The organism is Ancylobacter defluvii, assembly GCF_018390605.1.
Lineage (GTDB): Bacteria > Pseudomonadota > Alphaproteobacteria > Rhizobiales > Xanthobacteraceae > Ancylobacter > Ancylobacter defluvii.
Window position 1 is genome coordinate 352,256 of record NZ_JAHBGD010000019.1, and the last position, 25,178, is coordinate 377,433.

Sequence of the window (25,178 nt, forward strand, 5' to 3'; positions counted from 1 at the left end):
CCGGTGCTTCCGGCTAACCCGGCGTCCCGGTCTTGAGGGTGCCGAGCCACGCCTCCACCGTCGGCAGCATCTTCTCGACGATCACATCGACGCCCTCGGCGGTAGGATGCATGCCGTCGGCCTGGTTCAGCCGCGCCCCCTGCCCGGCCACGCCGTCGAGGAAGAACGGATAGAGCTGCACGCCATGGCTCGCCGCCAGCGCCGGATAGAGCGCGTCGAAGCGCGCCTTGTAGTCGGCGCCCATATTGGGCGGTGCCAGCATGCCGGCGAGCAGGACCGGGATGCCGCGCTCCTTCAGCCGCGTCAGCGCGGCGTCGAGCGCCTTCTGTGTCACCGCCGGATCGATGCCGCGCAGCGCGTCATTGGCGCCGAGTTCGAGGATCACGCCCTGCGTGCCGTCCGGCACCGACCAGTCGAGCCGCGAGGCACCGCCGCTCGCCGTGTCGCCGGAGACGCCGGCATTGTCGATCACGACATCGTGTCCGCGCGCCTTGAGCGCTGCCTGCAGCTTCACCGGAAACGCCTCGGCGCCGGGCAGCCCGTATCCCGCGGTGAGGCTGTCGCCGAGCGCGACGAGGCGCACCGGCTCCGCCCGCGCCGCCGCGAGCGGCAGCGCCAGCATCATCGCGACCACGGAAAGCCGCCGCAGCATCCCACCGGCGCGGGTCGCATTGACGACAAGGTGTTTCGCCCGGCCCTTTTCTGCGGTGCACACCGGCCCATATGCTGCGAGACGTTGAGCCGACTTCGAAAACGCATCGCGAAAACGACAGGAAAACATGCAGCCGGACTCCCGTTTCAGTACCGCCGCCCCCGCCATCGCGCTCGACAAGGTCGAGCTGTCTCTGGGATCGGGCGCGGCGCGTGTCCATATCCTCAAGGGTATTTCGCTGAATATAGGGCAAGGCGAGGCGGTCGGCCTGGTCGGCCCCTCGGGTTCCGGCAAGTCGAGCCTGCTGATGGTGCTCGCCGGGCTGGAACAGTCGGATGGCGGCAGCGTCGTCGTCGCCGGCCAGCAGCTGGCGGGGCTCGACGAGGATTCGCTCGCCCGGTTTCGCGGCCGGCATGTCGGCATCGTCTTCCAGGCCTTCCACCTCATCCCGACCATGACGGCGCTGGAGAATGTCGCGGTGCCGCTGGAGCTCGCCGGCCGGGCCGACGCCTTCGAGCGCGCCCGCGCCGAGCTCACCCAGGTCGGGCTCGGTCACCGGCTCGACCATTATCCTTCGCAGCTTTCCGGCGGCGAGCAGCAGCGCGTGGCGGTGGCGCGCGCCCTTGCACCGGAGCCGGCGATCCTCGTCGCCGACGAGCCGACCGGCAATCTCGACGAGACCACCGGCCAGCAGATCATGGAGCTGATCTTCTCCGCCCAGGCGCGGCGCGGCGCCACGCTGGTCATCGTCACCCATGACCTCGCCCTCGCCCGCCGCTGCGACCGCACGGTGCGCCTGCGCTCCGGCCAGATCGAGGAAAGCGCGCTCATCGGCGGGGACGCGGCAGGGGACGCGGCATGAGCGTGACGACCAGCGACGATGCCCCCGCCGCCACGCGGGCGCCCGATGCCGGCCGCGGCGGCTTCTCGCTCTCCCTCGCCCTGCGCTTCGCCCTGCGCGAGCTGCGCGGCGGCCTGCGTGGCTTCGGGGTTTTCCTTGCCTGCCTCGCCCTCGGCGTTGCCGCCATTGCCGGTGTCGGTTCCTTCTCGCGCGCGCTCACCGACGGGCTGGAGCGCCAGGGCACCACGCTGCTCGGCGGCGACGCCGCCTTCACGCTGGTGCAGCGCCCGGCGACGCCGGAGGAGATGCAGCTCTTCACCGCCGCCGGGCGGGTCTCCACCATCGCCACCCTGCGCGCCATGGCCCGTACCGGCGAGGGCGCCAGCCTCAACTCGACCCTCGCCGAGGTGAAGGCGGTCGATGGCGCCTATCCGCTTACCGGCACGCTCGCCCTCGACCCGCCGACGCCGCCGTCACAGGCGCTCGCCGAGACGGATGGCCGTTTCGGTGCGGTGCTGGATCCGGTCCTGGCCGAGCGCCTGGGCCTCAAGCTCGGCGACGACCTGCAACTCGGCGCCGCGCGCCTGCGGGTCACCGGCCTCATTTCCACCGAGCCCGACCTGCTGGCGACCGGCCTCGGCTTCGGGCCGCGCCTGATGGTCTCCCTCGCGGCCCTCAACGCCTCCGAATTGATCCAGCCCGGCAGCCTGGCGCGCTGGCACTACCGGGTGCAACTGAACGACCCCGGCAGCCTTTCCACCTTCCTCGACGAGGTGAAGGCAAAGGCGCCGCAGGCCGGCTTCGAGGTGCGCACCCGCGAGGCTGCCGCGCCCCGGCTGGAGGACAATGTCCGCCGCTTCACCCAGTACCTCACCCTCGTCGGACTGACCGCGCTGCTGGTCGGCGGGGTGGGCGTCGCCAATGCGGTGAAGAGCCATCTCGACGCCAAGCGCGGGGTGATCGCCACCTTCAAGTCGCTCGGCGCGCCCGGCCGGATGATCTTCGCGATTTATGTTCTCGAAGTCGTACTAATCGCACTCATCGGCCTCCTCATCGGCCTCGTCGCCGGCACGGCTTTGCCCTTCGCGCTCGACGCCGCCTTCGGCCATTTGCTGCCGATCGCCATCGAGCCGAGCGTGCAGCCGGCGGCGCTCGCCCTCGCCTTCGGCTACGGCATCCTCATCGCCCTCGCTTTCGCGCTGTGGCCGCTGGGTCTTGCCCATGACGTGCCGGTGTCGGCGCTGTTCCGCGAGTGGGACGACAACGGCCCGCGCCGCCCGCGCAAGATCTATATCGCCTTGACAGCGCTGGCGATTTTTTCGCTGTGCGCCCTCGCCGTCGCCGCCAGCGAGGAGCGCCGCATCGCCCTTTACTACCTGCTTGCCTCCGCTGGCGTGCTGGTCACGCTGCGGCTGGTGGCGACCGGCATCATGGCCATCGCCCGCCGCCTGCCGCGCCCGCGCTCGACCGGGGCACGGCTGGCGCTGGCCAATATCCACCGCCCGGCGGCGCTGACCCCGACGGTGGTGCTGTCGCTGGGGCTGGGGCTCACTTTGCTGGTCACGCTGTCGCTGATCGACCGCTCGCTCACCCGCGAGCTCACCGCCCGCCTGCCCGACCAAGCGCCGAGCTTCTTCTTTCTCGACATTCAAAGTACTGACACACAACAGTTTTCCGACTTCCTTACCCGCGAGGCTCCAGGCGGCGACGTCGAGGTGGTGCCGATGCTGCGCGGCCGGCTGATCCGCCTTGGGGACCGGCCGGTCGAGCAGATCACCCCGCCGCCGGAATTCGCCTGGGTGCTTTCCTCCGACCGCGGCGTCACCTATTCCGCCGAGCTGCCGGAAGGCTCCACGCTGGCGGAAGGCGCGTGGTGGCCGACTGAATACTCCGGCAAGCCATTGGTTTCATTGGAAAAAGAAATCGCCGACGCCTTCGGACTCAAGGTCGGCGACAGCGTCACGGTGAATGTGCTGGGGCGGCCGATTACTGCGGAAATCGCCAATCTGCGCAAGGTGGAGTGGGAGCGGCTGGCCATCAACTTCGTCATGGTGTTCTCGCCCAATACCTTCCGCGGCGCGCCGCATACCTCGCTCGCCACCCTTGCCTTCCCCCAGGGAGTGGAGGAGACCACCGAGCGGGGTATTTCGCGAGCTGTCGCAAGCTCTTATCCAGGAATCACCGCCGTGCGGGTCAAGGAGGCGCTGGCGGAAATCGGCGCTCTGGTCGCCAATCTGCTGCTGGCGATACGCGGCGCCAGCCTGGTGACGCTGGTGGCGAGCGTGCTGGTTCTCGCCGGCGCGCTGGCCGCCGGGCAGCATCATCGGGTGTACGATGCGGTTATTCTGAAGACGCTCGGCGCCACCCGGGCCCGCCTGCTGCTGGCCTATGCGCTGGAATATGCCGCGCTCGGCCTCGCCACCGCGCTGGTGGCGGTGCTGGCCGGCACCGTTGCCGCTTATGCGGTGGTGGTCGGGGTGATGAAGATCGGCTTCGCCTTCTCGCTGCCGGCGGCGCTGGGGGCGGTGGGCGTGGCCCTGCTGCTCACCGTCGCCTTCGGGCTCATCGGCACGTGGTGGGCGCTCGGCCAGAAGCCGGCCCGCATATTGCGAAGCCTGTGAGCGCACCCCTTAACGATATGTACCGCTGCGGCATTTCTTGCCGAAACTTCACTTGCGGGCGACGGCCGCTCTGCTCATATTTCCCGGAGAGTCGCCGTAGCCTCGCTCGGGGTGCGGCGGAAGGCGTCTGAAAGGGACCCGTTACCATGTCCGACAACGATCGCAACATTACCGTCCCGCGCTACGGCTCGACGGCGACGCGGACGCAGGCCGCGATCGATCAGGGCCTCCGCTCCTATATGCTGCGCGTCTACAACTATATGACGCTCGGCCTCGCCATCACCGGCGCGGCCGCGCTGGGGGTCTACATGCTCGCCGTCTCGGCCGAGCCGACCCAGTACGCGCTCGGCGCCAATGTCTACCTCACCCAGTTCGGCTATGCGCTGTTCGTCAGCCCGCTGAAGTGGCTGGTGGTGTTCGCGCCGCTCGCCGCGGTGTTCTTCCTGTCCTTCCGCGTCGACCGCATGAGCGTGGCGGCGGCGCAGACGGTGTTCTGGGTCTATGCGGCGCTGGTCGGCGTCTCGCTGTCGACGATTTTCCTCGTCTACACCCATGACAGCATCGTGCGGGTGTTCTTCATCACCGCCGCCACCTTCGGCGCGCTGAGCCTCTATGGCTACACCACGTCGCGCAGCCTGTCGGCGATGGGCTCGTTCCTGATGATGGGCCTGTTCGGCATCATCATCGCGAGCCTGGTCAACATCTTCCTCGGCTCGTCGATGCTGCAGTTCATCATCTCGGTGGTGGGCGTGCTGGTGTTCGCCGGCCTCACCGCCTACGACACCCAGCGCATCAAGGAGATGTACTTCGCCGGCGACGACGACGTGGTGGCCGGCCGCAAGGCGATCATGGGCGCGCTGACGCTCTATCTCGACTTCATCAACCTGTTCGTGATGCTGCTGCAGCTGTTCGGCAACCGCAACAACTGACGCGCATCGCCGTCCGACCGCATCGAGGCCCCGGCATCGTCCGGGGCCTTTTCGTTTGGGCGACCCCGCCGGCGCCGGCGACAGCCGCACCGGCCGGGCGCCGGCATAGCGGGCTCAGGCGGATCCCGGCGTGGCGGCACCGAATACCGTGCGAAGTTCATCCACCTGGGCAGGGGTGAGGCGCCGTGTCGGACAGGAGCGGAGCAGGAGCAGCAGCTTGGCCGTCTCCTCCAGTTCCTCGGCCGCATAGACCGCCGCTCCAAGGTCCGTGCCGGTCACCACCGGCCCGTGATTGGCGAGCAGCACCGCGGCGAAGGCGCCCTTCAGGGCGCGGATGAGATCGCCGGAGCGGGCGTCCCCCGGCCTGAAATAGGGCAGCAGCTTCACCGTGCCGACCCGCATCACCACATAGGGCGTAAGCGGCGGGATGCAGTCGTCGGGATCAATGTCGGTCAGGCAGGACAGGGCGGTGGCATAGGTCGAATGCAGATGCACCACCGCACCGGCTTGCGGCCGGGTGTCGTAGAAGGCGCGATGCAGGAACACCTCCTTCGACGGTGGGTCGCCGGCCACATGGCGGCCCTCGCGATCAAGCTTGGTGATGCGCGCCGCCTCGAGAAAGCCGAGACAGGAATTGGTGGGGGTGATGAGCAGCCCGTCCGCCAGCCTTACGCTGACATTGCCGGCCGACCCGACCGAAAACCCGCGATCGAACAGCGACTTCGATAGCCGGACGATGCCCTCGCGCAGATCGGCTTCGGTCATCATTGGCCCTCCAGCCGTTGCAGCGCCTTCTCGAAGAAGTCGGGTCCGCCGAAATTACCGGATTTGAGCGCCAGGGCCACCGGCCGCTCGCCCTGCGAGACCAGCACCGGCACGCCGGGATCGATTTCCGGCCCGATGGTCAGTGCCCCCAGATCGAGTGCCGACGCCACGGCGCCGGAAGTCTCCCCACCGGCGACGACCAGCCGGCGAACGCCCTGGGCGACGAGCTTCACCGCCACCTCGCCGAACAGCGCGTCGAGGGTGCCGGACACCCGCTCGCGGCCGTAGCGCTGCTGCAGCGACCGCACCTGCTGCGGCGTCGCCGAGGAATAGACCAGCGGCGCCCGGCCGGCTTCCGCGAGCAGGAAGGCCGCCAGCTGGTCGGCGGTGACGCCACCGGCCATCACCGCATCAACGTCGATCGGCAGCGAGGGATGGCCGCCGATGTGCCGGTCGATCTGGCCGCGGGTCGCGCCCGAGCAACTGCCGGCGAGGATCGCCTCGGGGCCGGCGACGCCCGCCACGGTTTGCGCGCCGCCACGAACGGCCCCGCGGCGAATGAAGTTCTCGGCGAGCCCCAGCGCCACGCCTGAGCCGCCGGTGATCAGCACGTCCTCGCGGCATGCCTCGGCGATGGTCACGAGGTCGGCATCGCGGATCGCATCGACGATGACCAGCCGTTCACCATGGGCTGCCGCCTGGTCGAGTGCCGCCCGCAGCGAAGCGGGACCGGCGCTCAGCGTCTGCCAGGCTACCAGACCGACCGGGTCGCGCGACTGCCGCGCCAGCCACCGGCGGATATCCGCATCGGTCATCGGCGTGATCGGATGGTGCTCCAGGCCGGATTCGTTGAGCAAACGATCCCTCACGAAGAGATGGCCCTGATAGACCGTGCGCCCCATGGTCGGGAAGGCCGGGCAGGCGACCACGCCGGCGACGCCGAGCCGGCGGGCAAGCGCCTCGCCGACCGGCCCGATATTGCCTTCTGGTGTGGAATCGAAGGTGGAGCAATATTTGAAGACGATCTGGCCGCAGCCCTGGGCGAGCAGCCAATCCAGAGCCGCCAGCGACTGCGCCACCGCCTCGCCGGCCGCGATCGAGCGGCTCTTGAGGGCCACGACGCCGGCCTCGATGTTGGCAGGCGCCGAGGCGCGGGGCACGCCGAGGAACTGCGCCGTGCGCAGCCCGCCGCGCCCTGGCAGGCCGCGTGCGAGGGTATTGGCGATGTCGCTCGCCCCAGTGAAGTCGTCGGCGATGACCCCCAGAAGCATGGCTGTCAAATACCCTGGACTGGATCGCGCTCGTCGCAGCGCATTGTCATGCCGGAACGAAGCGGATCGCGTGAACGATGGGAAACCTGCCGGCGCGGCGCGGTTGCAACGCCGGCAATTCAGGATGCCGCCCGCCGGGTCTCGATGGCCTCGCGGACGGCGGCGACCGCGCAGGCAGGGCTGGTGAGGACCGGCACGGCGCAGTCCGTCAGTCTTTCGGCCGCCGCCGCCATCGACATCTGCGCGAAGACCAGCGCCTCGAAGCCGGCGGCATGGACCCTGGCGCTGGCGGCCACCAGTTCGTCGTGACGGAGGCGGTCGCCGGTGGCCAGCGCCTCGAACGCTCCCTCGACGAGAAACGCCTCGGCGTCGCCGGGAGCGCCGATCCGCTCGGCGGCGGATCGGAACATCGCCAGCGAGGTGTCGAGCGAGGCCGGGAAGGTGCACAGTATGGCGGTGCGCCGCCGCAGCTTCGCCGCCATCTCCAGCATGGCGACATCCGCCCCGAGGATCGGCAGCGGGAAGCGCCGGCGGAACAGGTCGAGATGCGGGGAGAACACCGTGCAGGTCAGCAGCACCGCATCCGCCCGCCCCTCGACCGCCTTCTCCAGCAGCTCCGTCATGCGGGAGAGGCTCCGTTCCCTGACGCCGCCATCGGCCTGGACATTGGCCTGCAGGCCCTCGTCGAGATAGTTGGTGACGCCCCACGGGGCGCCGCCATCGGCCACGGCGAAACCGGCCATCATCGGCAGCACCGCATTCAGCGTCACGCTCACCACGGCAACCTTGTTCATGCGTCTCCCCCTGCGGCGGATATCGGCGGGTTGCGGGATGCCGGCCGGCTCAGGCCGGGAGCAGGGCGGCGGCGTGACCGAGGAAGGCCGCGTCCTGCCGCCGGCGCAGCCGCCACAGCTCCGACCCCTCCGGCTCCTCGATCATGTCGTAGGTGACGACGGTGCCGGCGGGAATGTCGACGCGGGCGCGGTTGCCGGTCAGCAAAGCGGAGATCGCCGGATTGCCGGGCGCGATCGGCGCGGCGGGCACGATGCGGGCGGTCAGCTGCGGGCTGTGGTCGTTGCCGAACACGTCGCCGGCACGGATGTCGCGCGCCGCCACCTTGATCAGGTCATAGCGCGGCAGAAAGGTGTCGGAGGCGGTGTCGAGGCCGAGCAGGCCGGCGACCAGCAGCGAGCTCGAGGTCTCCACGCCGCACAGATGGTAGGGCCGGTAGATGACCGCGGTGGTGTTGTCATAATTGGCGATCTGCCCCTTGGTGGTCAGCACGTGGTTCGAATAGGCGTTGTCGCAGCGGACGACGAGAAACACGCCGCCGCCGAGCCCGGATTCCGCCGGGGCGCGCAGGCAGGTGGCGAGGTCGATGACACCGTCCTGCCCGAAGATGCCACCCTGCTCGCGCGAGCAATAGGCCACCGGGATCTCGGTGATCCGCAGCGGCGCGTGGACCAGCGTGTCCACCGCCGGCGCCAGGCCGGTGTAGTTCGCCGCCACCGTCATCTCGCACAGATCATAGGAACCGGGCTGCGGCAGCCGGGACAGGATCTCCAGGCGGCGGGCGATGTATTCCTCCGCCCGTCCCTCCGGGATCATCTCCAGATATTTGCGGTCCTCCGGCGCGATGGCCACGGTCTCGACATAGGGGGCGTGAATGGCCTTGTCGGTCTTGATGGTGACCGTGCCGCGCGCCTCGTCGTAAATATACTCGCCATCGGTCGCCTTGCCGCCGCTCAGCACCGTCAGCCCGATCGACTTCGCCCATTCATAGAACTGGATCAGCAGCCCGTGCTGATCGCCATCGACCGGGGTGTAGACGACGCCGGCCTCGGTCGCCAGGCGCTTGAGCATCGGCCCGACGCAGGCGTCGCAGTCCTTGGTGATCATCGCGACGTGCTTGCGGTTGGCGATCGCCTCCAGCGCATAGACGGCGCTGGCTTCCGGCACGCCGGTGCTCTCGCACACGACGTCGACGGACGGGATCCGGGCGATGATCTCGCAGCGATCGGTGTAGACGCGCTTGCCCTGGGCGATCTGGTCCTCGGCTTCCGCCTCGGTGGCGCAATAGGCGATGCCGTCGGGATCGATGCCGGCCTTCACATAGGCGGCCCGCGCGGCCTCCAGCGAAATATCGGCGACGGCGACGACGCTCAGCAGCGGCGTGTATGGGTCCTGGGTGACGATGGCGGTGCCGTAATTGCCGGCGCCGATGACCCCCACGCGAACGACGTCCTTCTGGGCGAATTTCTTGTAGAGATGATGATAGATCATGGTCGGTGCTTTCGAATGAGGGCGTTGCGCGGGACGGGCGGGCGGGCGGGCCGCCCGGGGGCGGGTCAGGCGCCGGCGGCGATCACCGAGGCCGCTTTGGCCCTGGCGCGGCGTTTCAAGAGCCAGGGAACGATGAACAGCGCGAGGGTCACCGCGATGATCGCCAGCGCGATCGGGCTCTTGAAGAACACGCTGAGATCGCCCTGCGAGGCCACCAGGGTGCGGCGGATGCCGCGCTCCAGCAGCGGCCCGAGGATCATGCCCAGCACCAGCGGCACCGGCGGGTAGCCGAGCTTCGCCATCACATAGCCGACCACGCCGAAGCCGATCGCCAGGGCGACGTCGAACATCGAGTAGTTGATGGAGAAGATGCCGTAGATGACGATGGCGATGACCACCGGATACAGGTAGCCCGGCCGCAGGAAGGCGCAGGCGGCCAGCAGCGGGGTGAGGACGATGGTGATCGCCACCAGCGCCAGGTTGCCGATGTAGAAGCTGCCGAACACCGCCCAGACGAAATCCGGCTGGGTGGCGAACAGCATCGGACCCGGCTGCAGGCCGATCATCAGGAGACCGCCCATCAGTATCGCCGTCGTCCCCGAGCCTGGAATACCGAGCGCGAACATCGGGATCATCGAGCCGTAGGAAGCGGCATTGTTGGCCGCTTCAGGCGCGGCGACCCCTTCCATCGCGCCGTCGCCGAATGTCTCGGGATGCTTGGACTGCCGTTTGGCGAAGGCATAGGCGATCATCGTCGCGGCGGTGGCCCCGGCTCCCGGCAGCACGCCGACGAAGAAGCCGATCAGCGAACCCGAGACCAGCTCGCGCCAGCAGCGCAGCGTATCGCTCAGCCGGGGCAGCAGGTCGCGGAACCGCAGCTTCGTCGACACCGCCGTCTCCGACATGGCCGGTGTCGCCAGCATCTCGGCGAGGCCGAACAGGCCGACCGCGATGATGGAGAACTCGATGCCGTCGAACAGCCGGACATCGCCGAAATCGAAACGCGGCAGGCCGAGGATGGGGTCGAGCCCGATCGTGCCGATCCATACGCCGAGGAAAAGCGAGATGAAGGCCTTGATGGGATCCGAGCCGCCGAGCACGCTGACGAGAGAGAGCGAGAAGATCATCAGCGCCGTCATCTCGATCGGGCCGAAGGCGATGGCCGCCTTGGCGATGGTCGTGGCGAAGGCGGTGAGCAGGGCGAGGCCGATCAGGCCGCCGACGAAGGAGGCAGCGACGCTGATGCCCAATGCCACGCCGGCCTTGCCGCGCTTGGCCATCTGGTAGCCGTCGATCACCGTCATCGTCGCCGAGGCATCGCCGGGGATGCCGAGCAGGATCGCGGTGACGGCGCCGCCATATTGGGCGCCGTAGTAGACCGCGCCGAGCGCGGCGATGGCGGCGGTGCCGTCGAAGCTCACCGCGACCGGCAGCAGGATCGCAACACCCGCCGTCGGCCCGAGGCCCGGCAAGGCGCCGATGAACAGGCCGATAATGGCACCGACCATGATGGCGATCAGGATCGCCGGTTCGGAAGCGGCGGCAAGGCCGCCGAGGAGCAGGCCCCAGGTCTCAAGCATGTCTGTTCTCCTCTGGTCCCGTCAGATCAATGGGACGCCCAAGAGGGAGCTGAAGGTGAAATGGAGGAGGATGGCCATGGCCAGCGCCAGCACCGTCAGCACGGCGTAGAAGCCGATGGTGCGCGGGCCGAACAGCACGCCGATGGCGAGCATCAGTACGAAGATCGCCGGCGTCATGCCGATGACGAAGGACAGGCCGATGAAGCCGGCCATCAGCGCCGACGCGCCGAGAACCTTGGCGATCTCGGGGTAGGCGATCGCGTCGATGTCGCCGATGCTCAGCCCGTGGTGGCGGCAGGTGCGAAACAGATTGATGGCCGAGAACACAGCGAGGCCGACGCCCACCCACACCGGGAAGAAACCGGCGGAGGGGGTGCCACGCTCGACATAGCCATAGCCGAGACCTTGATAGGTGACGTAGACGCCGAAGCCCATCAGGAGGATGGAGACGTAAATGTCGAGATGGCGGACCTGCAGCATGCCGACCTCCCTGCGCTTGTTTGACTGATTGCGGGGTCGATCCCGGCACGCGCCCGCCAGGAGACGGCGCGCACCGGGGAGCGCTGTTTGCGCCTACTTGATGAGCTTCAGCTCTTTCATCAGCTTTTCGTAGCGGGCGCTGGTCACGTCCATCTGCTTGCCGAACTCGACGCTGTCGAGGAAGATCGGCTCTTCGTTGAAACGCTGGATGTACTGGGTCTTCCAGGCGTCACCCTCGGCAACCTTCTTCAGGATCCCCTCCCAGTAGGCGATCGCCTCAGGCGGCACGCCCTTGGGCATGACGATGCCGCGCAGCTGGGTGTGGACAATGTCGTAGCCCTGCTCCTTGAAGGTGGGGACGTTGGGCAGCGACAGCATGCGCTCGGGCGAGGACACCGCGAGCGGGCGCAGCACGCCGGCCTTCACCTGTTCGAGGATCTCGTTGGGATTGCCGTAGACGAGGTCGATATGGCCGCCGAGCATGGCGGCAAGCACCTCGCCTTCGCCGTCATAGGGCACCACGCGGATCTCGGTACCCAGTTGCTGGGAGGTCATAGTGGCGAGCAGGGCGGGATCGGACACCGCGCCGACTGTTCCGGTGGTCAGGCCGGGATGCTTCTTGATGTCCTCGACGCTCTTGATCGGCGAATCCGCCCGCACTGCCAGGATGTAGGGCGAGCGCGCGATGGCCGCCAGCGGGGTGAAATCCTTGTAGCTCACCGTCATCTTGCCAAGGAGCGGGGTGGTGAAGAAGCTGACGCCGACGCCGCCGAGCACATAGGGATTGGCCTTCTGGCCGGCGATGAAGTTATAGGCGATGGCGCCGGAACCGCCGGGGCGGTTCTCCACCAGCATGTTCACCGGAACCAGTTTCTCGTCATGCAGGATCTTGGCGAGGGTGCGCGCGAGGATGTCGCTGCCGCCGCCCACACCCGACTGCACGACATATTGGAACGTCTTGTCGGGATAGGCCGCCTGCGCGCCGGCCAGGCCCAGGCCGGCAGCGACCGCGAGGATCGCGACCGCGGTCCTGGCCACGCTGCGTCGCGTGATGCCGCCAACCGTCGAGCTGATGTGATCTTCCATCCGTTCCTCCCATATTCGTTCTTGTGCGTTGCGCCGCCGCCCATGGGCGACAGGACGCTTTCGACTCTCCCGGATTGTATTGGCGTACGTGCCGGAAGGCTTGTGCCGGATCCGCTGGCGCCCGCTTTCGGGCCTCCCGCTTCCACGGCTCCGAGAGACGATAGGCCACGGAGACTAGACACACAAAGCCGAAAATCCTACGGATTGGTCTGATTTACAAACCAATGAGAATGGGGATGGATGCGATCGCCAATGTGAACATGAAGCTGCTCCAGACCTTTCTGGCGGTGGCCGAGCAGGGCAGCTTCCGACTGGCGGCGGAAACGCTGCATCGCTCACATTCGGCGATCAGCGCCCAGATCATGCAGCTGGAAGCGCAGCTGGATGTCCGCCTGTTCGAGCGCACGACGCGCAATGTGAAGCTCACCGAGGAGGGGCTGCAGCTGCACGACAGCGCGCAGCGGGCTCTCTACGAACTCCAGCTCGGGCTGCGGCGCATCCGCGAGAGCGCCGACATCAAGCGCGGCCAGCTGTCGCTGGCGGCCTCCTCCAACCTCGCTTCCATCTATCTGCCGAAGGTGCTCGCCGAATTCGTCGAGACCCATCCGCAGATCGCCGTTACGGTGAGCGAGCTGACCTCGAGGGAATTGTTCGAGGCGGTGCGCAACAAGAAGGTCGACTTCGCCATCGGGCCGGAGACCGATGACGACACCCTCAATTTCGAGACCATCCTCATCGAGCCACTTCTCGCGCTGGTGCCGACCCGTTTCGCCGCCGCACAGCGCGATTCGATCACCCTCGGCGAACTGGTGCGATTGCCGGTGCTGCTGTCGAGCTCGGCGACCGCCATCCGTAACTGCCTGGAGGCGGCGCTTCGCGAGCAGGGACTGTCGATCGCCAGCCGCTTCCAGTTCATCCAGGCTCAGACCCTCATCGCCATGGCGGAGGCGGGGCTGGGCGTCGCCATCCTCCCGGCATCGTCGCTGACCAAGGCCCACGCGCCGACGGCACGGATCATTCCAATCGTGCCGGCGATCCGGCGCAAGATGGCGCTGATCACGCTGCCCAATCAGAAACTCTCTCCCGCCGCCGCACGGCTGGCCGACAAGATCGTGCGGGATGTGCGGGAGGCGGCGAACTACCATCCGGCCTGAACACACCGCCGGTCGCGACCGCGGCCATCTTCCATATCCCCCCTAGGGGGATTGCAATAACCCCTCTAGGGGGATAGGATATTCACATGAGCGAGCACCCTCATATCCACCACACCCACCCCGAGATCGTGAAGCGCCTCAAGCGCTCGCACGGTCATCTGCGCACGGTGATCGAGATGCTGGAGGCCGGTCGGCCCTGTCTCGACATCGCCCAGCAGCTGCACGCGGTGGAGAAGGCGATCAGCCAGGCCAAGAAGACCCTGATCCAGGACCATCTGGATCACTGCCTCGACGAGGTGGTGTCGCCCTTGCCGCACGATCAGAGGCGCTCGATCGACGATTTCAAGGACATCATCAAATATCTCTGAGGCCCCATGCCCACTTTCGCCGAGCTGATCCAGCAAAGCAGCGCCCACGCCTGGCTCTTCATCCCCAGCGCCATCCTGCTCGGAGCCCTGCACGGGCTGGAACCCGGGCACTCCAAGACGATGATGGCCGCCTTCATCGTGGCGGTGCGCGGCACCGTCACCCAGGCGGTGCTGCTGGGGCTGGCGGCCACGGTGTCGCATACGCTGGTGGTCTGGGCGATCGCGCTCGGCGGCATGTATCTGTGGCAGGGCATCGCACCGGAGACGTTCGAGCCGTATCTCCAGTTCGTCTCGGCGGTCATCATCGTCGCCATGGCCGCCTGGATGCTGTGGCGCACCTATGACGACCAGCAGCGGGCCAAGGCGGCGCAGGGGCATCATCACGGCCATCATGGGCCCGACGCCGACCACGGGCACGGCCATGCGCACGACCACACCCACGGGCATGGCCACGATCACGGCCATGCCGGCCACGCGCATCCGACCGCGGAGGTGCGGATGATCGACACCGGCCACGGCCTGCACAAGCTGGAACTGCACGACCACGGGCATGGCGACGCGCATTGGCGCTTCCGCCCCGAGCGGGGCAAGCCGTGGACCGCCGGCGAAGTGAAGCTGACCACCGAGCGGCCGGACGGGCGTGTCCAGAGCTTCGCCTTCGCCGAGCGCGACGGCTACATCGAGAGCGTCGAGGTCATCCCCGCGCCCATCGACTTCATGGTCCGCCTGGCCCTCGGCCATGGCAACCATTCGCATGATTTCGACGTGTCGTTCCTGAAGAGCGCGGAGGGGCACGACCACCTGCATGAGGAGATGCGCGGGCTCGAGGTCGGTACCGACGGCTATCAGGACGCGCATGAACTGGCCCATGCCAACGACATCCGCCGTCGCTTCGCCGACCGCAACGTGACGACCTGGCAGATCATCCTGTTCGGCCTGACCGGGGGCCTCATCCCCTGCCCCGCGGCGATCACCGTGTTGCTGCTGTGCCTCCAGCTCAAGGAATTCACCCTCGGCTTCGGCCTGGTGCTGTGTTTCTCCATCGGCCTCGCGATCACACTGGTCGCGGTAGGGGCCGCCGCGGCGCTCAGCGTGCAGCACGCCACCAAGCGCTGGAGCTGGTTCTCCACCGCGGCGCGCCGGGCGCCGTATTTCTCCGGCATCCTGCTGATCGCGGTCGGCGTCTATGTCGGCTGGCATGGCTGGAGCGGCATTGCCGCTCTTGCCGCAGGCCCGGTCGCGGGCTGAGCGGCGAACGGCCGCGCGCGACGTTTTACGCCTGTCAAACCGACGTCTTGGAACGATACGCAAATATGGCAGAGCCGAAGAGGGAGGAGCGATCGGGCGCTCTGCTTCCTCTCGGTAGCCGACGAGACATTTATTGAAAATTGAAGTATTAGGTGCGACGTTCCCGGGACCGGCGGCGGGCCCACGCGCAAATCTTGCAATTTCAACGAAATAAAGACAGGCAGTCAGGTACCGAGACCCGCATGATACTCCTGTCGAAAAGCCTCGTTTTCGCCGTGCTGGGACTGACGCTAGCCGCCTGCGCAGGCCCTCCGGATGGCGTGCTGCTGCCGGTGGCGGGCACGACGGCCGACACCAGCCAGGTCGACATGGTGGTGGCGACGACCCGCATGCCCTCCGATAATCCGGGCAACATGTATACCGGCGAGCGCGGCCGGCCGACGCTTTCCTTTGCCCGCATCACCGTCTCCATTCCGCCGGAAACCGCCCGCAAGGTCGGCGATGTGCAATGGCCGAAGCGGGTTCCGGGCAACCCGCAGACCGATTTCGTCACGACGCGCGCCGAGATGATCAACCGCGACCAGGCGCTGACCTGGTTCAGCCAGCGGCTCAAGCAGACGCCGAAGCGCCGCGTGATGGTGTTCATCCACGGCTTCAACAATCGCTTCGACGACGCCGTGTTCCGCTTCGCGCAGATCGTGCACGATTCCGGGGCGCCGGTGGTGCCGATCCTGTTCACCTGGCCCTCGCGCGGCAGCCTTCTCGCCTATGGCTATGACCGCGAGAGCACCAATTACTCGCGCGATGCGTTGGAGCGGCTGCTGTCCTATCTCGCCGCCGATCCCGAGGTCGGCGAGATCACGGTGCTGGCCCATTCCATGGGCAATTGGCTGACGGTCGAGGCGCTGCGGCAGATGGCCATCCGCAACAAGCGCATCGCTCCGAAGATCCAGAACGTCATCCTTGCGGCGCCCGATGTCGATGTCGACGTGTTCCGCACGCAAGTCTACGACATGGGCTCGCCGCGACCGAACATCACCGTCTTCGTCTCCCGCGACGACCGCGCGCTCTCGCTGTCGCGCCGGGTCTGGGGCAGCACCGATCGCCTCGGCGCCATAGACCCCGACAAGGAGCCGTACAAGACCGAATTCGAGCGTGACAACATCACCGTGGTCGATCTCACCAAGCTGCGCACCGGCGACCCGCTGAACCACGGCAAGTTCGCCGAGAGCCCCGAAGTGGTGCAATTGATCGGCCAGCGCCTGGCCGAGGGGCAGTCCATCAACGACTCGCGCGTCGGGCTCGGCGATCACATCATCGAGGCGTCGGCCGGCGCGGCGGCAGCGGTAGGCACTGCCGCCGGTGTCATCGTCGCCGCCCCGGTGGCCGTGATCGATGCCAAGACACGCGAGAACTATGACGAGCATCTCAAAAATCTCGGCCAAAACATTTCCGGCAACAGCGAGGAGCAGAAATCGCTGGCGCCGCCGCCCGCACCGGAATGAAGCCGTTCGCCGTGCAGCCAAGCGGCCGGACGGCATCGGTCTGATCTCGTCTGTCGCCGGTAGGGATCGCCGAAAGACAGCGGTCCTGGACCCGGCCCGTCATCCGTGCCCGCGTCGATGGTGGTTTTCGTCGCTTTCGCTCTTGGAGCGACTTGGCTGTTCCGCTGGGCGTCGATCCGCCTCGACCTGCCGGGAAGCGACGATGGATGAATGGCGGCAGGGATGCCGCCCGGCAGACTGATCTGGCGGCAGTTCGCGCCCGTAAGAGCGTCGAACCCACCGCAGCGGATCCGAACCGCCATGATGCACTACGCGATCAGCTATCTCGCCACCGGCCTGGTGTTTCTGGCCATCGACGCGGTCTGGCTCGGGCTCATGACCGGCCGGTTTTACCGACCGCGGCTTGGCCATCTGATGGCGGATCATCTCAACCTGCCGCCGGCGATCCTGTTCTATCTGCTCTACATCGCCGGCATCGTGGTATTCGCGGTGCAGCCGGCGCTGGCGTCCGGGCGCTGGAGCACCGCGCTGACACAGGGCGCGCTGTTCGGGCTGATCGCCTATGCCTGCTACGACCTCACCAATCACGCCACGCTGCGCGACTGGCCTGCTGTGGTCACGGTGGTCGACCTCACATGGGGCACGGTGCTCACCGCGAGCTCGGCCACCGTCGGCATGCTCGTGACCCAGGCATTGACCGCCCGGCTCCAGGGCTGATCTCGCGGCCCTCTTCAGGGACGCGGGTGCAGCAGATAGTGGCTCACGCCCCATTCCTCGCCATCGCGATGGGCGAACAATCCCGCGGTGGCGAGGTAGAAAAGTCGCCAGCGCCGCCGCCACAGGCCGGCCTCCGCGCCATAGACATCGCGCAGCACTTCGTCGATCCGGGCCCGATTGGCGTCGAAATTGGCGAGCCAGGCCTGCGCGGTGCGTGCGTAATGACGGCCGCTCCAGCGCCACTCCTGCTCCACGCCGAAACTCTCGGTCGCGCGGCGTACCAAGCCTTCGCTCGGCATGATGCCACCGGTGAAGAAGTGCTGGGCGATCCAGTCTTCCTTGTTGGTCTCGTCGAAACGATAGGGGGTGGAGCGGTGGGTGAAGACGTGGAGAAACATCCGCCCCTCCGGCGCGAGCCAGCCGCGGGCCCGCGCCAGCAGCGCTCGCCAATTGGCCATGTGCTCGAACATTTCCACCGAGACAATGCGGTCGAAGCCCGCCCCGGCGTCGAAGCCATTCATGTCGGCCGTCACCACCGCGACATTGTCGAGCCCGCGCAGGCGCGCCTCCGCCTCGATGTGCCGGCGCTGGGGAGCGGAATTCGACACCGCCACGATGCGGGCGGCAGGAAAGCGCTCGGCCATGAACAGGGTGAGCGAGCCCCAGCCGCAACCAAGCTCCAGGATGCGCTGGCCGTCGGCCAGTGCCGCATGGGCGACGGTTTCCTCCAGTGCCCGCACTTCCGCCGCCTCCAGCGTCCCGGCGCCGCGATCGAACAGGCAGCAGGAATATTTACGGCGTGGGCCAAGGGTCAACGCGAAGAACTCCGGCGGCAGCTCGTAATGCTGGTCATTGGCGCGCTGGGGATGCTCGGCAATCGGCCGTGACGCCATGCCCTCGGCGAAGCGACGTTCCTCATCCGCCGGCATCGCCGCCAGCGACCGCCGGGTGCGGCCGACCAGCATACTGATGCCAAGGCGGGTGACGGCATCGGGCAGCGGCACCCGTTCCGCGATATGGCCGGCGGTGACGATCAGGCTCATGATTTTCCAGCTCCACGGGCGGCCCGGCCGGGCGCGTGACGCGGCGGGCCAGGCCAAAACGCGTTGACCCGCCGCCGATAATCGCGGAAGGCGTCGCCCCGCGAACGCAGCATGTGCGCCTCCGTCGGCGGGATGCCAGAGAGGTGGACCAGCAGCACATAGATCAGCAGGGGAGCGACAAGCGCGGCCGCGCCCCATGGGTAGGTGCCCGTGAGATCGATGGCGATCGCCGGGTAGGCGAGCCAGCCGAGCCACTCGAAGAAATAGTTCGGGTGCCGTGTCAGGCTCCACAATCCGGTGTCGCAGACACGCCCGCGATGCGCCGGGGCGGCACGGAAGCGCGCTAACTGGCGGTCGGCGACCGCCGCGCCCAGCACGGCGACGACGAACAGCGCGAGGCCGATCATGTCTCCCACCCGCCAGCCCGGCAGCGGATTGTGCGCGGCCGCCATCACCGCGCCCGCCAGCAACAGCGCCGCCAGCGCCTGAACCTGCAAGAACAGGAACAGCCGCCGCGGCGCCGCGGCGCCCCATTCCCGGCGCAACTCGGCATAGCGCGGATCGTCATGGCCGGCGCGCGTACGCCGCAGTATGTGCAGGCCGAGCCGCAGCGACCACAGCGCCACCAGTGTCGCGACGAGCATCTGGCGCGGCAGCCACGAAGCGTTGCCCAGCGGCATGAGCGCGCCGGCCACACCGGCGAAACCGGTGGCGAACGACCAGATCGTGTCCACCCAGCCGTGATTGCCGCTGCGCTCGGCGGCACGCCACGCGCCTGCCATCGCAAGGGACAGCCCGGCCGCAAGCAGAATGAACGCCAATGGAAGGTTCATGAGCGGGCCTCCCTGCCGGTCACGTCGTGGATGAAGGCCGACGTGTCGTCGAGCACAGGCGCCAGCAGCCGCAGCGGCCGAGAAAAGGCGCCGAGTATGGTGCGGTGGCCGATGCGCTCATAAACCGTGGCGATCACCTCGCCGCCGCGGGCGCGGATGCGCGCGGCGAGGCGCGCGGTGTTGCCGGGATCGACCGTGTCGTCGACCGGCCCGGTGGCGAGGAAGGCGGGGGCCTCGCCGCCCCGCACGAAATTGATCGGCTGGCTCAGCGCTCGCCCGGGTTCCGGGCCGAAGATCTCCTCCAGCGTGCGACTGTGGAGGGGGAGAAAATCGTAGGGTCCGGCGAGGCCGACCAGCCCGGCAATGTCGCGCCCGGCATCGAGCCCGACGCCCTGCAGCCATTGCCGGTCGAAATGCAGCGCCGCGGCGATATGCGCGCCTGCCGAATGGCCGGCGAGCACCAGCCGGTGCCCATCGCCGCCGAAGCCGCCGGCATGATCACGCGCCCACCGCACCGCCTGGGCCGCGTCCTTCAGAAAATCGGGAAAGCGCACCTCGGGATAGACCCGATAATCGGGAATGACCGCGACGATGCCCCGGCTCGCCAACGCGGTGCCGACGAAGCGGTAGAGCCCGCGATCGCCCCCCTCCCAGCCGCCGCCGTAAAAGAACACCACGACGGGAAGCCGGTTGCCGCCGGTGGCCGGCACATAGACATCGACGCCGTGGCGCGCGCCCTCGGCATAGGCAAGACCGGGAATCGTCCGGACGTTCTCCATCCGCGCCAGCGTGTTGAGCGTGGCGAGCGGCGCCACCCAGGCGGCGGCAGCCGTGGCGGCACCCCCGGCGAGCACGGCGAGCGCGACAGGCCAGGCCTCGCGCATCGCCCACCTACAACCGGACGAAAGGCTGGATCAGCCGGCCGAGGAAGCCGGTAAGCCTCATCCCGCCTTCCAGTGCGGCGAGGCAGATGCACTCGCCATCCGGATCGACCACCGGCTGGTGCTCGACCTGCGAATCCATCTCGCTGAGGTCGCCGGGCAGGTAGCGCCCGTATCCATCGATGAAGGAGCCGACCAGCACCTGGGTGAACTCGGTGCCGAAATGGCCGTGCTCCGGCAGCTTTCGACCGGGACCGACCCGCAGCAAGGTGAGCCGCGCGGAAGGATCGTGCGGCAGCTTCACCGCGCTGGCACGCACCCCGAAGCCGATCCAGCGCCAGGGACCGATCTCGCAGGCGCGCAGCGGCTCGGGCAGGGGAATGCCGCCGGGCAACATTCCCGGCACGCGCCGACGAGCGAGCGACGGCGGAGCGGCGGTGAGTGGAGCGATGGCGGGCGCGGTCTCCTCCGCATCGATCACGCGCAGCGCTGCGGCGAAGGCATCCGGTGCCATCGGCACCGGCTCGGTCACCTCCAGAAGCGCGCCGCCCACGGCCTCGAACCCAGCCACACGGGCCCGGCAGACCGGGCAGCCGGCCAGATGGGTCGCGACCACCATAGCCGGGCCGGCGGGCAGCTGGCCCGCGGCGTAGCGCATGAGCGTTTCATCGGTCGCATGATGACGGATAGTCATGATTCGCCTTCCAGAAGTGCGCGCAGCCGCCCGAGGGCGAGGCGCACCCGTGATTTCACCGTGCCGAGCGGCAGGCCGAGCTCGCGGGCGATCTCGGAATGCGCCTTGTCACTGAAGAACGACAGCCGCAGCACCAGGGCCTGCTCGTCGGACAGCGCCTTCAGCGCGGCCCGCACTCTCGCCTCCTGCTCGGTGGCCAGCAGCACCGCCTCGCTGGAAGGAACGACTTCCCGCTCTTCCGGCGGCGCGTTCTCGGCGGCCGTGGCCACGCGGACCCGCCGCAAATGGTCGACCCGCAGGTTGCGGGCGATGGTGAAAATCCATGTTGCCGCCCCGGCACGGGCCGGATCGAAATAGGACGCCTTGCGCCATACGGAAAGCATGGCCTCCTGGGCGATTTCCTCGGCGGTATTGGCCGGCAGGCCGGATTTCCTCAGAAACGCCGTCACACGCGGCGCGAAATGCTGGTAGAGCCGCGCAAAGGCCTGCCGGTCGCGCTCGGCGGCGATCTTCAGGATCAGCCGCGCCAACTCGCCGCCATCCGGCATGGCATTGTCTTCCGTCAGTTGCGTCACCACCCGCCCCCGCCTCGGCAACGGGAGGCCGGCAGACCCATCAGCTCGTGCGTGGTCCAGCAAGGCATTCATGAACCCTTCTACGCGCCGGTTCCCGCGCTGGATCAATTCACGGAAGGTGATCCGGCGTGACGCCGCCTGCGTACACAATAGACAACGCCGCCGCCCGGCTCCACCTGCCTGGCTCCACCTGCGCCGAAAGCCCGCGTCATGAACATTCGTCAGGACTTCACGCCCGGCCTTCCGCTACGCATTGCCGTCATCGGCGCCGGCATCTCCGGGCTGTCGGCGGCATGGCTGCTCTCCAAGCGCCATGAGGTGACGCTGTTCGAGGCGGACGGACGGCTCGGCGGCCATGCCAACACCGTGGAGGTGGACGGCGTTCCGGTAGATACCGGGTTCATCGTCTACAACGAGCGAACCTATCCCAATCTCACGGCGCTGTTCGACCATCTCGGCGTGCCGACCCGTCTCTCCGACATGTCGTTCGCGGTATCGCTCGACGCCGGGCGGCTGGAATATTCCGGCTCGGGGCTGCGCGGCCTGTTTGCGCAACCGGGAAATCTGCTCTCGCCCCGCTTCGGCGCGATGCTGCGCGACCTCATGCGCTTCTACCGCCACGCGCCGCGCGACCTGCCCGACATGGGACTGGACTCTCTCGACGCCTATCTCGACGCCAATAACTATGGCGCCGCCTTCCGGCACGATCATCTCTACCCGATGGCGGCGGCGATCTGGTCGACCCCGGCCGCCGATGTCGGGCGCTACCCGGCGGCCGCCTTCGTGCGTTTCTGCGAAAACCACGGGCTGCTCCAGTTCGCCGGACGTCCGGCCTGGCGTACCGTCGTCGGCGGCAGCCGGCGCTATGTCGCGCGTCTGCGCGAGCAGTTCCGCGGGCGCGTCGCGACCGGCCGGGCGATAGGCGCGGTGCGCCGCGTCCAGGGAGGGGTCGTCGTCGTCGACCAGACCGGCGCCCGGAGCCATTTCGACCAGGTGGTGATCGCCGCGCATGCCGATCAGGCGCTGGCCATGCTTGAACAGCCGACCGAAGCCGAGCGCCGGCTGCTCGGCGCCTTTCGCTACAGCCAGAACGAGGCGGTGCTGCATGGCGACCGGCGCCTCATGCCCCGTCGGCGCGCCGCCTGGTCGGCCTGGAACTACCTCGCCGATCGCCGCGCCGGGGAGCGGCTGTGCGTCACCTACTGGATGAACCGGCTGCAGGACATCCCCGAAGCGAAGCCGCTCTTCGTCACGCTCAATCCCGGAGCCGAGCCCGATCCGGCGACGATCGCCTATCGCGTCAGCTATGAGCATCCGCTGTTCGACGCCGAGGCCATGGCGGCACAGGCGCGGCTGTGGTCGCTTCAGGGCGATGGCGGCCTGTGGTTCTGCGGTGCCTATTTCGGCGCCGGCTTCCACGAGGACGGATTACAGGCCGGGCTCGCCGTCGCCGAAGCCTTGGGTGGCCAGCGCAGGCCGTGGCATGTGGCGGCAGAATCCGGCCGCATCGCGCTGCCGCGCTACCGCGCCGCGCCGGCCAGCTGGGAGCTGGCGCAATGAGCGAGGAGGCCTCGGCGCTCTATGCCGGATCGGTGATCCATGTGCGGCTCAAGCCGCGCCGGCATCGCCTGCGCTACCGCATCTTCTCGCTGCTGCTGGACCTCGACGCGCTGGACGCGCTCGACCGCCGCCTGCGCCTGTTCTCGCACAACCGTTTCAACGTGTTCAGCTTTCACGACGGCGACTATGGCGAGCCGGGCGAGGGACCGCTGAAGGCGAAGGTGGAATGCCTGCTCGCCTCGGCCGGCCTGGAGCCGGATGGCGGGCCGGTGCGCCTGCTCACCATGCCGCGCCTGCTCGGCTATGCCTTCAATCCGCTGAGCATCTATTTCTGCCATCGGCAGGACGGCTCGCTGCTCGCCGTGCTCTACGAGGTGAACAACACCTTCGGCGAACGCCATTGCTATCTGATCCCCGCCGATGGCGAGGCCGGCGTCCCCCTGCGCCAGCTCGCCGACAAGCATTTCCACGTCTCGCCGTTCATGGACATGAACCTCACCTATTGCTTCCGCGTCCAGCCGCCGGGCGCGGCGCTGCGCATCGCCATCCTGGTTCGCGACGGCGAAGGGCCGGTACTGAGCACCATCCACGCCGCCACGCGGCGGCCGCTCACCGACGGTGCGCTCGCCCGCGCGCTGGTCGGCTACCCGCTGCTGACGCTGAAGGTGATCGCCGGCATTCATTGGGAAGCGCTGCGGATCTGGGCGAAAGGCATCGGGCCGCGCCCGCGTCCGCCGGCTCCCGAGCTTCCCGTCAGCATTTCACCCTCTACCCGGTCCTGAGGACAGCGCCGCATGCATATTGATGCCGACAGTACCGACCTGTTGCCCTCCTCCCACGAAGAGATGGCGCCCTGCCGCAGCCTGCGCGAGACGATGCTGGCTCGTCTGCTGCGGCAACTGGCGGTCGGCAGCCTGACGGTCGTGACCCCGGAAGGACGACGCCTGGTCGCGCGCGGTCCGCTGCCCGGGCCGGAGGCGACGCTGGTGCTGCATCGCTGGCGCGCCATGCGGCGCCTCGCCACCGGCGGCGACGTCGGCTTCTCCGAGGCCTATATCGCCGGCGACTGGTCGAGCCCGGACCTGCCGGCCTTCATCGATTGTGCAGCCCGCAACATTCCCCGGCTCGCCGCGCAGCTTGCCGCGCTGCCTCCGCTCCGACTGTGGAACCGGCTGCGCCACCTGCTGCACGCGAATTCGAAATCCGGTAGCCGGCGCAACATCTCGTTCCACTACGATCTCGGCAACGAATTCTATCGCGCGTGGCTGGATGCGAGCATGAGCTATTCCTCGGCGATCTACACCGATCCCGGCCAAAGCCTGGAAGCGGCGCAGCAGGCCAAGCTCGCCCGCATCATCGAGCTGGTCGATGCCAGACCCGGCCAAAGGGTGCTGGAAATCGGCTGCGGCTGGGGCTCCCTTGCCGCCGCGCTTGCCCGGCGCGGGATCGATGTCGTCGGCATCACCCTCTCCCGCGAACAGCTCGCCGACGGCCGGGCGCTGATAGCGGCCCAACCCATGCTGGCGGCGCATGCCGAGCTACGCCTCCAGGACTATCGCGACGTGAACGGGCGCTATGATCGCATCGTCTCCATCGAGATGCTCGAGGCGGTCGGCGAGGCCTATTGGCCGATCTATTTCACCAAGCTGCGCCAGTGCCTGAACCCCGGTGGCACCGCGGTGCTGCAGGTCATCACCATCGCCGAGGACCGCTTCGAGGACTACCGGCGCAACACCGATTTCATCCAGCGCCACATCTTTCCCGGCGGCATGTTGCCGACCAAGACGCATATCGCCGAGCAGGCGCGGCGGGCCGGGCTGGAGCTGGTGGCAACGGAGGCGTTCGGCCCCAGCTATGCGATCACCCTGGCGGAATGGCGCGCGCGCTTTCTTGCCGCGCGGGATGAACTGGAGCGCCAGGGCTTCGGCAGCGACTTTCGGCGGCTCTGGGAATACTATCTGAGCTATTGCGAGGGCGGATTCCGTGCCGGCGCCATCGATGTCGGGCTGTATACGTTGCGCGGCTGAACGGCGGTGACGGCTAGAGCGGATCGACATTCAGGATTCCCATCCGAGGTAATCGCTGATTCATA

24 protein-coding genes are annotated in these 25,178 nt (G+C 67.9%); 11 read left to right on the forward strand and 13 right to left on the reverse strand.

Annotated features, from left to right (window positions below; genetic code table 11):
* Positions 1-13: 13 nt before the first annotated feature.
* Positions 14-625, reverse strand: a complete 612-nt coding sequence (locus KHC24_RS15755) for an arylesterase (RefSeq protein WP_373878571.1) — start codon at positions 623-625, stop codon at positions 14-16.
* A 154-nt stretch (positions 626-779) separates the two neighbouring features.
* On the opposite strand from KHC24_RS15755, the gene KHC24_RS15760 reads away from it, so the two are divergent.
* The 3 genes from KHC24_RS15760 to KHC24_RS15770 all read left to right on the forward strand — a co-directional run bounded on the left by KHC24_RS15760 (position 780) and on the right by KHC24_RS15770 (position 5,043).
* Positions 780-1,514 carry an ABC transporter ATP-binding protein gene (locus KHC24_RS15760; RefSeq protein WP_213364255.1) on the forward strand — a complete coding sequence of 245 codons (735 nt, stop codon included), beginning with the start codon at positions 780-782 and terminating at the stop codon, positions 1,512-1,514.
* Entirely contained in the window at positions 1,511-4,114 is a 2,604-nt protein-coding gene (locus KHC24_RS15765; RefSeq protein WP_213364256.1) for an ABC transporter permease, read from the forward strand. The genes KHC24_RS15760 and KHC24_RS15765 overlap by 4 nt, the downstream gene beginning before the upstream one ends.
* A 146-nt stretch (positions 4,115-4,260) precedes the next feature.
* Complete coding sequence (locus tag KHC24_RS15770; RefSeq protein ID WP_213364257.1) at positions 4,261-5,043, forward strand: Bax inhibitor-1/YccA family protein; 783 nt, start codon at positions 4,261-4,263, stop codon at positions 5,041-5,043.
* Between the two features lie 114 nt (positions 5,044-5,157).
* Here the strand turns inward: KHC24_RS15770 and otnC are convergent, their stop codons facing one another.
* From otnC to KHC24_RS15805, 7 genes are all read right to left on the reverse strand, one after another.
* Positions 5,158-5,808, reverse strand: coding sequence for a 3-oxo-tetronate 4-phosphate decarboxylase (otnC, locus tag KHC24_RS15775; protein WP_213364302.1), 651 nt, complete (start codon positions 5,806-5,808; stop codon positions 5,158-5,160).
* Positions 5,808-7,079 carry a 3-oxo-tetronate kinase gene (gene otnK, locus KHC24_RS15780; RefSeq protein ID WP_213364258.1) on the reverse strand — a complete coding sequence of 424 codons (1,272 nt, stop codon included), beginning with the start codon at positions 7,077-7,079 and terminating at the stop codon, positions 5,808-5,810. Before otnK ends, otnC begins: the two co-directional genes overlap by 1 nt.
* Before the next feature lie 119 nt (positions 7,080-7,198).
* Positions 7,199-7,873 (reverse strand): aspartate/glutamate racemase family protein, encoded by a 675-nt coding sequence (locus KHC24_RS15785; protein ID WP_213364259.1) that lies wholly within the window; start codon positions 7,871-7,873, stop codon positions 7,199-7,201.
* 49 nt (positions 7,874-7,922) lie between these two features.
* Positions 7,923-9,362, reverse strand: coding sequence for an NAD(P)H-dependent oxidoreductase (locus tag KHC24_RS15790; protein WP_213364260.1), 1,440 nt, complete (start codon positions 9,360-9,362; stop codon positions 7,923-7,925).
* Positions 9,363-9,427: 65 nt separating this feature from the next.
* Positions 9,428-10,942, reverse strand: a complete 1,515-nt coding sequence (locus KHC24_RS15795; protein WP_213364261.1) for a tripartite tricarboxylate transporter permease — start codon at positions 10,940-10,942, stop codon at positions 9,428-9,430.
* A 21-nt stretch (positions 10,943-10,963) separates the two neighbouring features.
* Positions 10,964-11,422, reverse strand: a complete 459-nt coding sequence (locus KHC24_RS15800; RefSeq protein WP_213364262.1) for a tripartite tricarboxylate transporter TctB family protein — start codon at positions 11,420-11,422, stop codon at positions 10,964-10,966.
* A gap of 93 nt (positions 11,423-11,515) precedes the next feature.
* Positions 11,516-12,508: a Bug family tripartite tricarboxylate transporter substrate binding protein gene (locus KHC24_RS15805; protein WP_213364263.1), complete on the reverse strand. Its 993-nt coding sequence runs from the start codon at positions 12,506-12,508 to the stop codon at positions 11,516-11,518.
* A 236-nt stretch (positions 12,509-12,744) separates the two neighbouring features.
* Between KHC24_RS15805 and KHC24_RS15810 the strand changes: the two genes are divergently transcribed.
* From KHC24_RS15810 to KHC24_RS15830, 5 genes are all read left to right on the forward strand, one after another.
* Positions 12,745-13,662 (forward strand): LysR family transcriptional regulator, encoded by a 918-nt coding sequence (locus tag KHC24_RS15810; RefSeq protein ID WP_213364264.1) that lies wholly within the window; start codon positions 12,745-12,747, stop codon positions 13,660-13,662.
* An 86-nt stretch (positions 13,663-13,748) separates the two neighbouring features.
* Positions 13,749-14,030, forward strand: coding sequence for a metal-sensing transcriptional repressor (locus KHC24_RS15815; protein WP_213364265.1), 282 nt, complete (start codon positions 13,749-13,751; stop codon positions 14,028-14,030).
* A 6-nt stretch (positions 14,031-14,036) separates the two neighbouring features.
* Positions 14,037-15,278, forward strand: coding sequence for a nickel/cobalt efflux transporter (locus tag KHC24_RS15820; RefSeq protein ID WP_213364266.1), 1,242 nt, complete (start codon positions 14,037-14,039; stop codon positions 15,276-15,278).
* Positions 15,279-15,520: 242 nt separating this feature from the next.
* Positions 15,521-16,783, forward strand: coding sequence for an alpha/beta hydrolase (locus KHC24_RS15825; protein ID WP_213364267.1), 1,263 nt, complete (start codon positions 15,521-15,523; stop codon positions 16,781-16,783).
* Between the two features lie 300 nt (positions 16,784-17,083).
* A complete protein-coding gene (locus KHC24_RS15830) occupies positions 17,084-17,500 on the forward strand; it encodes a DUF2177 family protein (RefSeq protein ID WP_213364268.1) in 417 nt (138 codons plus the stop codon).
* A 14-nt stretch (positions 17,501-17,514) separates the two neighbouring features.
* Here the strand turns inward: KHC24_RS15830 and KHC24_RS15835 are convergent, their stop codons facing one another.
* The 5 genes from KHC24_RS15835 to KHC24_RS15855 are packed head-to-tail and all read right to left on the reverse strand — an operon-like array spanning position 17,515 to position 21,526.
* Positions 17,515-18,543: an SAM-dependent methyltransferase gene (locus KHC24_RS15835; protein ID WP_213364269.1), complete on the reverse strand. Its 1,029-nt coding sequence runs from the start codon at positions 18,541-18,543 to the stop codon at positions 17,515-17,517.
* Positions 18,540-19,376, reverse strand: a complete 837-nt coding sequence (locus KHC24_RS15840) for a DUF1295 domain-containing protein (RefSeq protein WP_213364270.1) — start codon at positions 19,374-19,376, stop codon at positions 18,540-18,542. The genes KHC24_RS15835 and KHC24_RS15840 overlap by 4 nt, the downstream gene beginning before the upstream one ends.
* A complete protein-coding gene (locus tag KHC24_RS15845; RefSeq protein ID WP_213364271.1) occupies positions 19,373-20,260 on the reverse strand; it encodes an alpha/beta hydrolase in 888 nt (295 codons plus the stop codon). Before KHC24_RS15845 ends, KHC24_RS15840 begins: the two co-directional genes overlap by 4 nt.
* Positions 20,261-20,267: 7 nt before the next feature.
* Positions 20,268-20,951 carry a ChrR family anti-sigma-E factor gene (locus tag KHC24_RS15850; RefSeq protein ID WP_213364272.1) on the reverse strand — a complete coding sequence of 228 codons (684 nt, stop codon included), beginning with the start codon at positions 20,949-20,951 and terminating at the stop codon, positions 20,268-20,270.
* A complete protein-coding gene (locus KHC24_RS15855; protein WP_271180568.1) occupies positions 20,948-21,526 on the reverse strand; it encodes a sigma-70 family RNA polymerase sigma factor in 579 nt (192 codons plus the stop codon). Before KHC24_RS15855 ends, KHC24_RS15850 begins: the two co-directional genes overlap by 4 nt.
* A 210-nt stretch (positions 21,527-21,736) precedes the next feature.
* On the opposite strand from KHC24_RS15855, the gene KHC24_RS15860 reads away from it, so the two are divergent.
* From KHC24_RS15860 to KHC24_RS15870, 3 genes are read left to right on the forward strand one after another with little or no spacing between them, the layout of a single operon-like run.
* The gene (locus KHC24_RS15860; protein ID WP_213364273.1) at positions 21,737-23,086 is read left to right on the forward strand and encodes an NAD(P)/FAD-dependent oxidoreductase; all 1,350 of its coding nucleotides are present in this window, start codon (positions 21,737-21,739) and stop codon (positions 23,084-23,086) included.
* Positions 23,083-23,868, forward strand: a complete 786-nt coding sequence (locus KHC24_RS15865) for a DUF1365 domain-containing protein (protein WP_213364274.1) — start codon at positions 23,083-23,085, stop codon at positions 23,866-23,868. Before KHC24_RS15860 ends, KHC24_RS15865 begins: the two co-directional genes overlap by 4 nt.
* 12 nt (positions 23,869-23,880) lie before the next feature.
* Entirely contained in the window at positions 23,881-25,113 is a 1,233-nt protein-coding gene (locus tag KHC24_RS15870; RefSeq protein ID WP_213364275.1) for an SAM-dependent methyltransferase, read from the forward strand.
* The last annotated feature ends 65 nt before the right edge of the window (positions 25,114-25,178 follow it).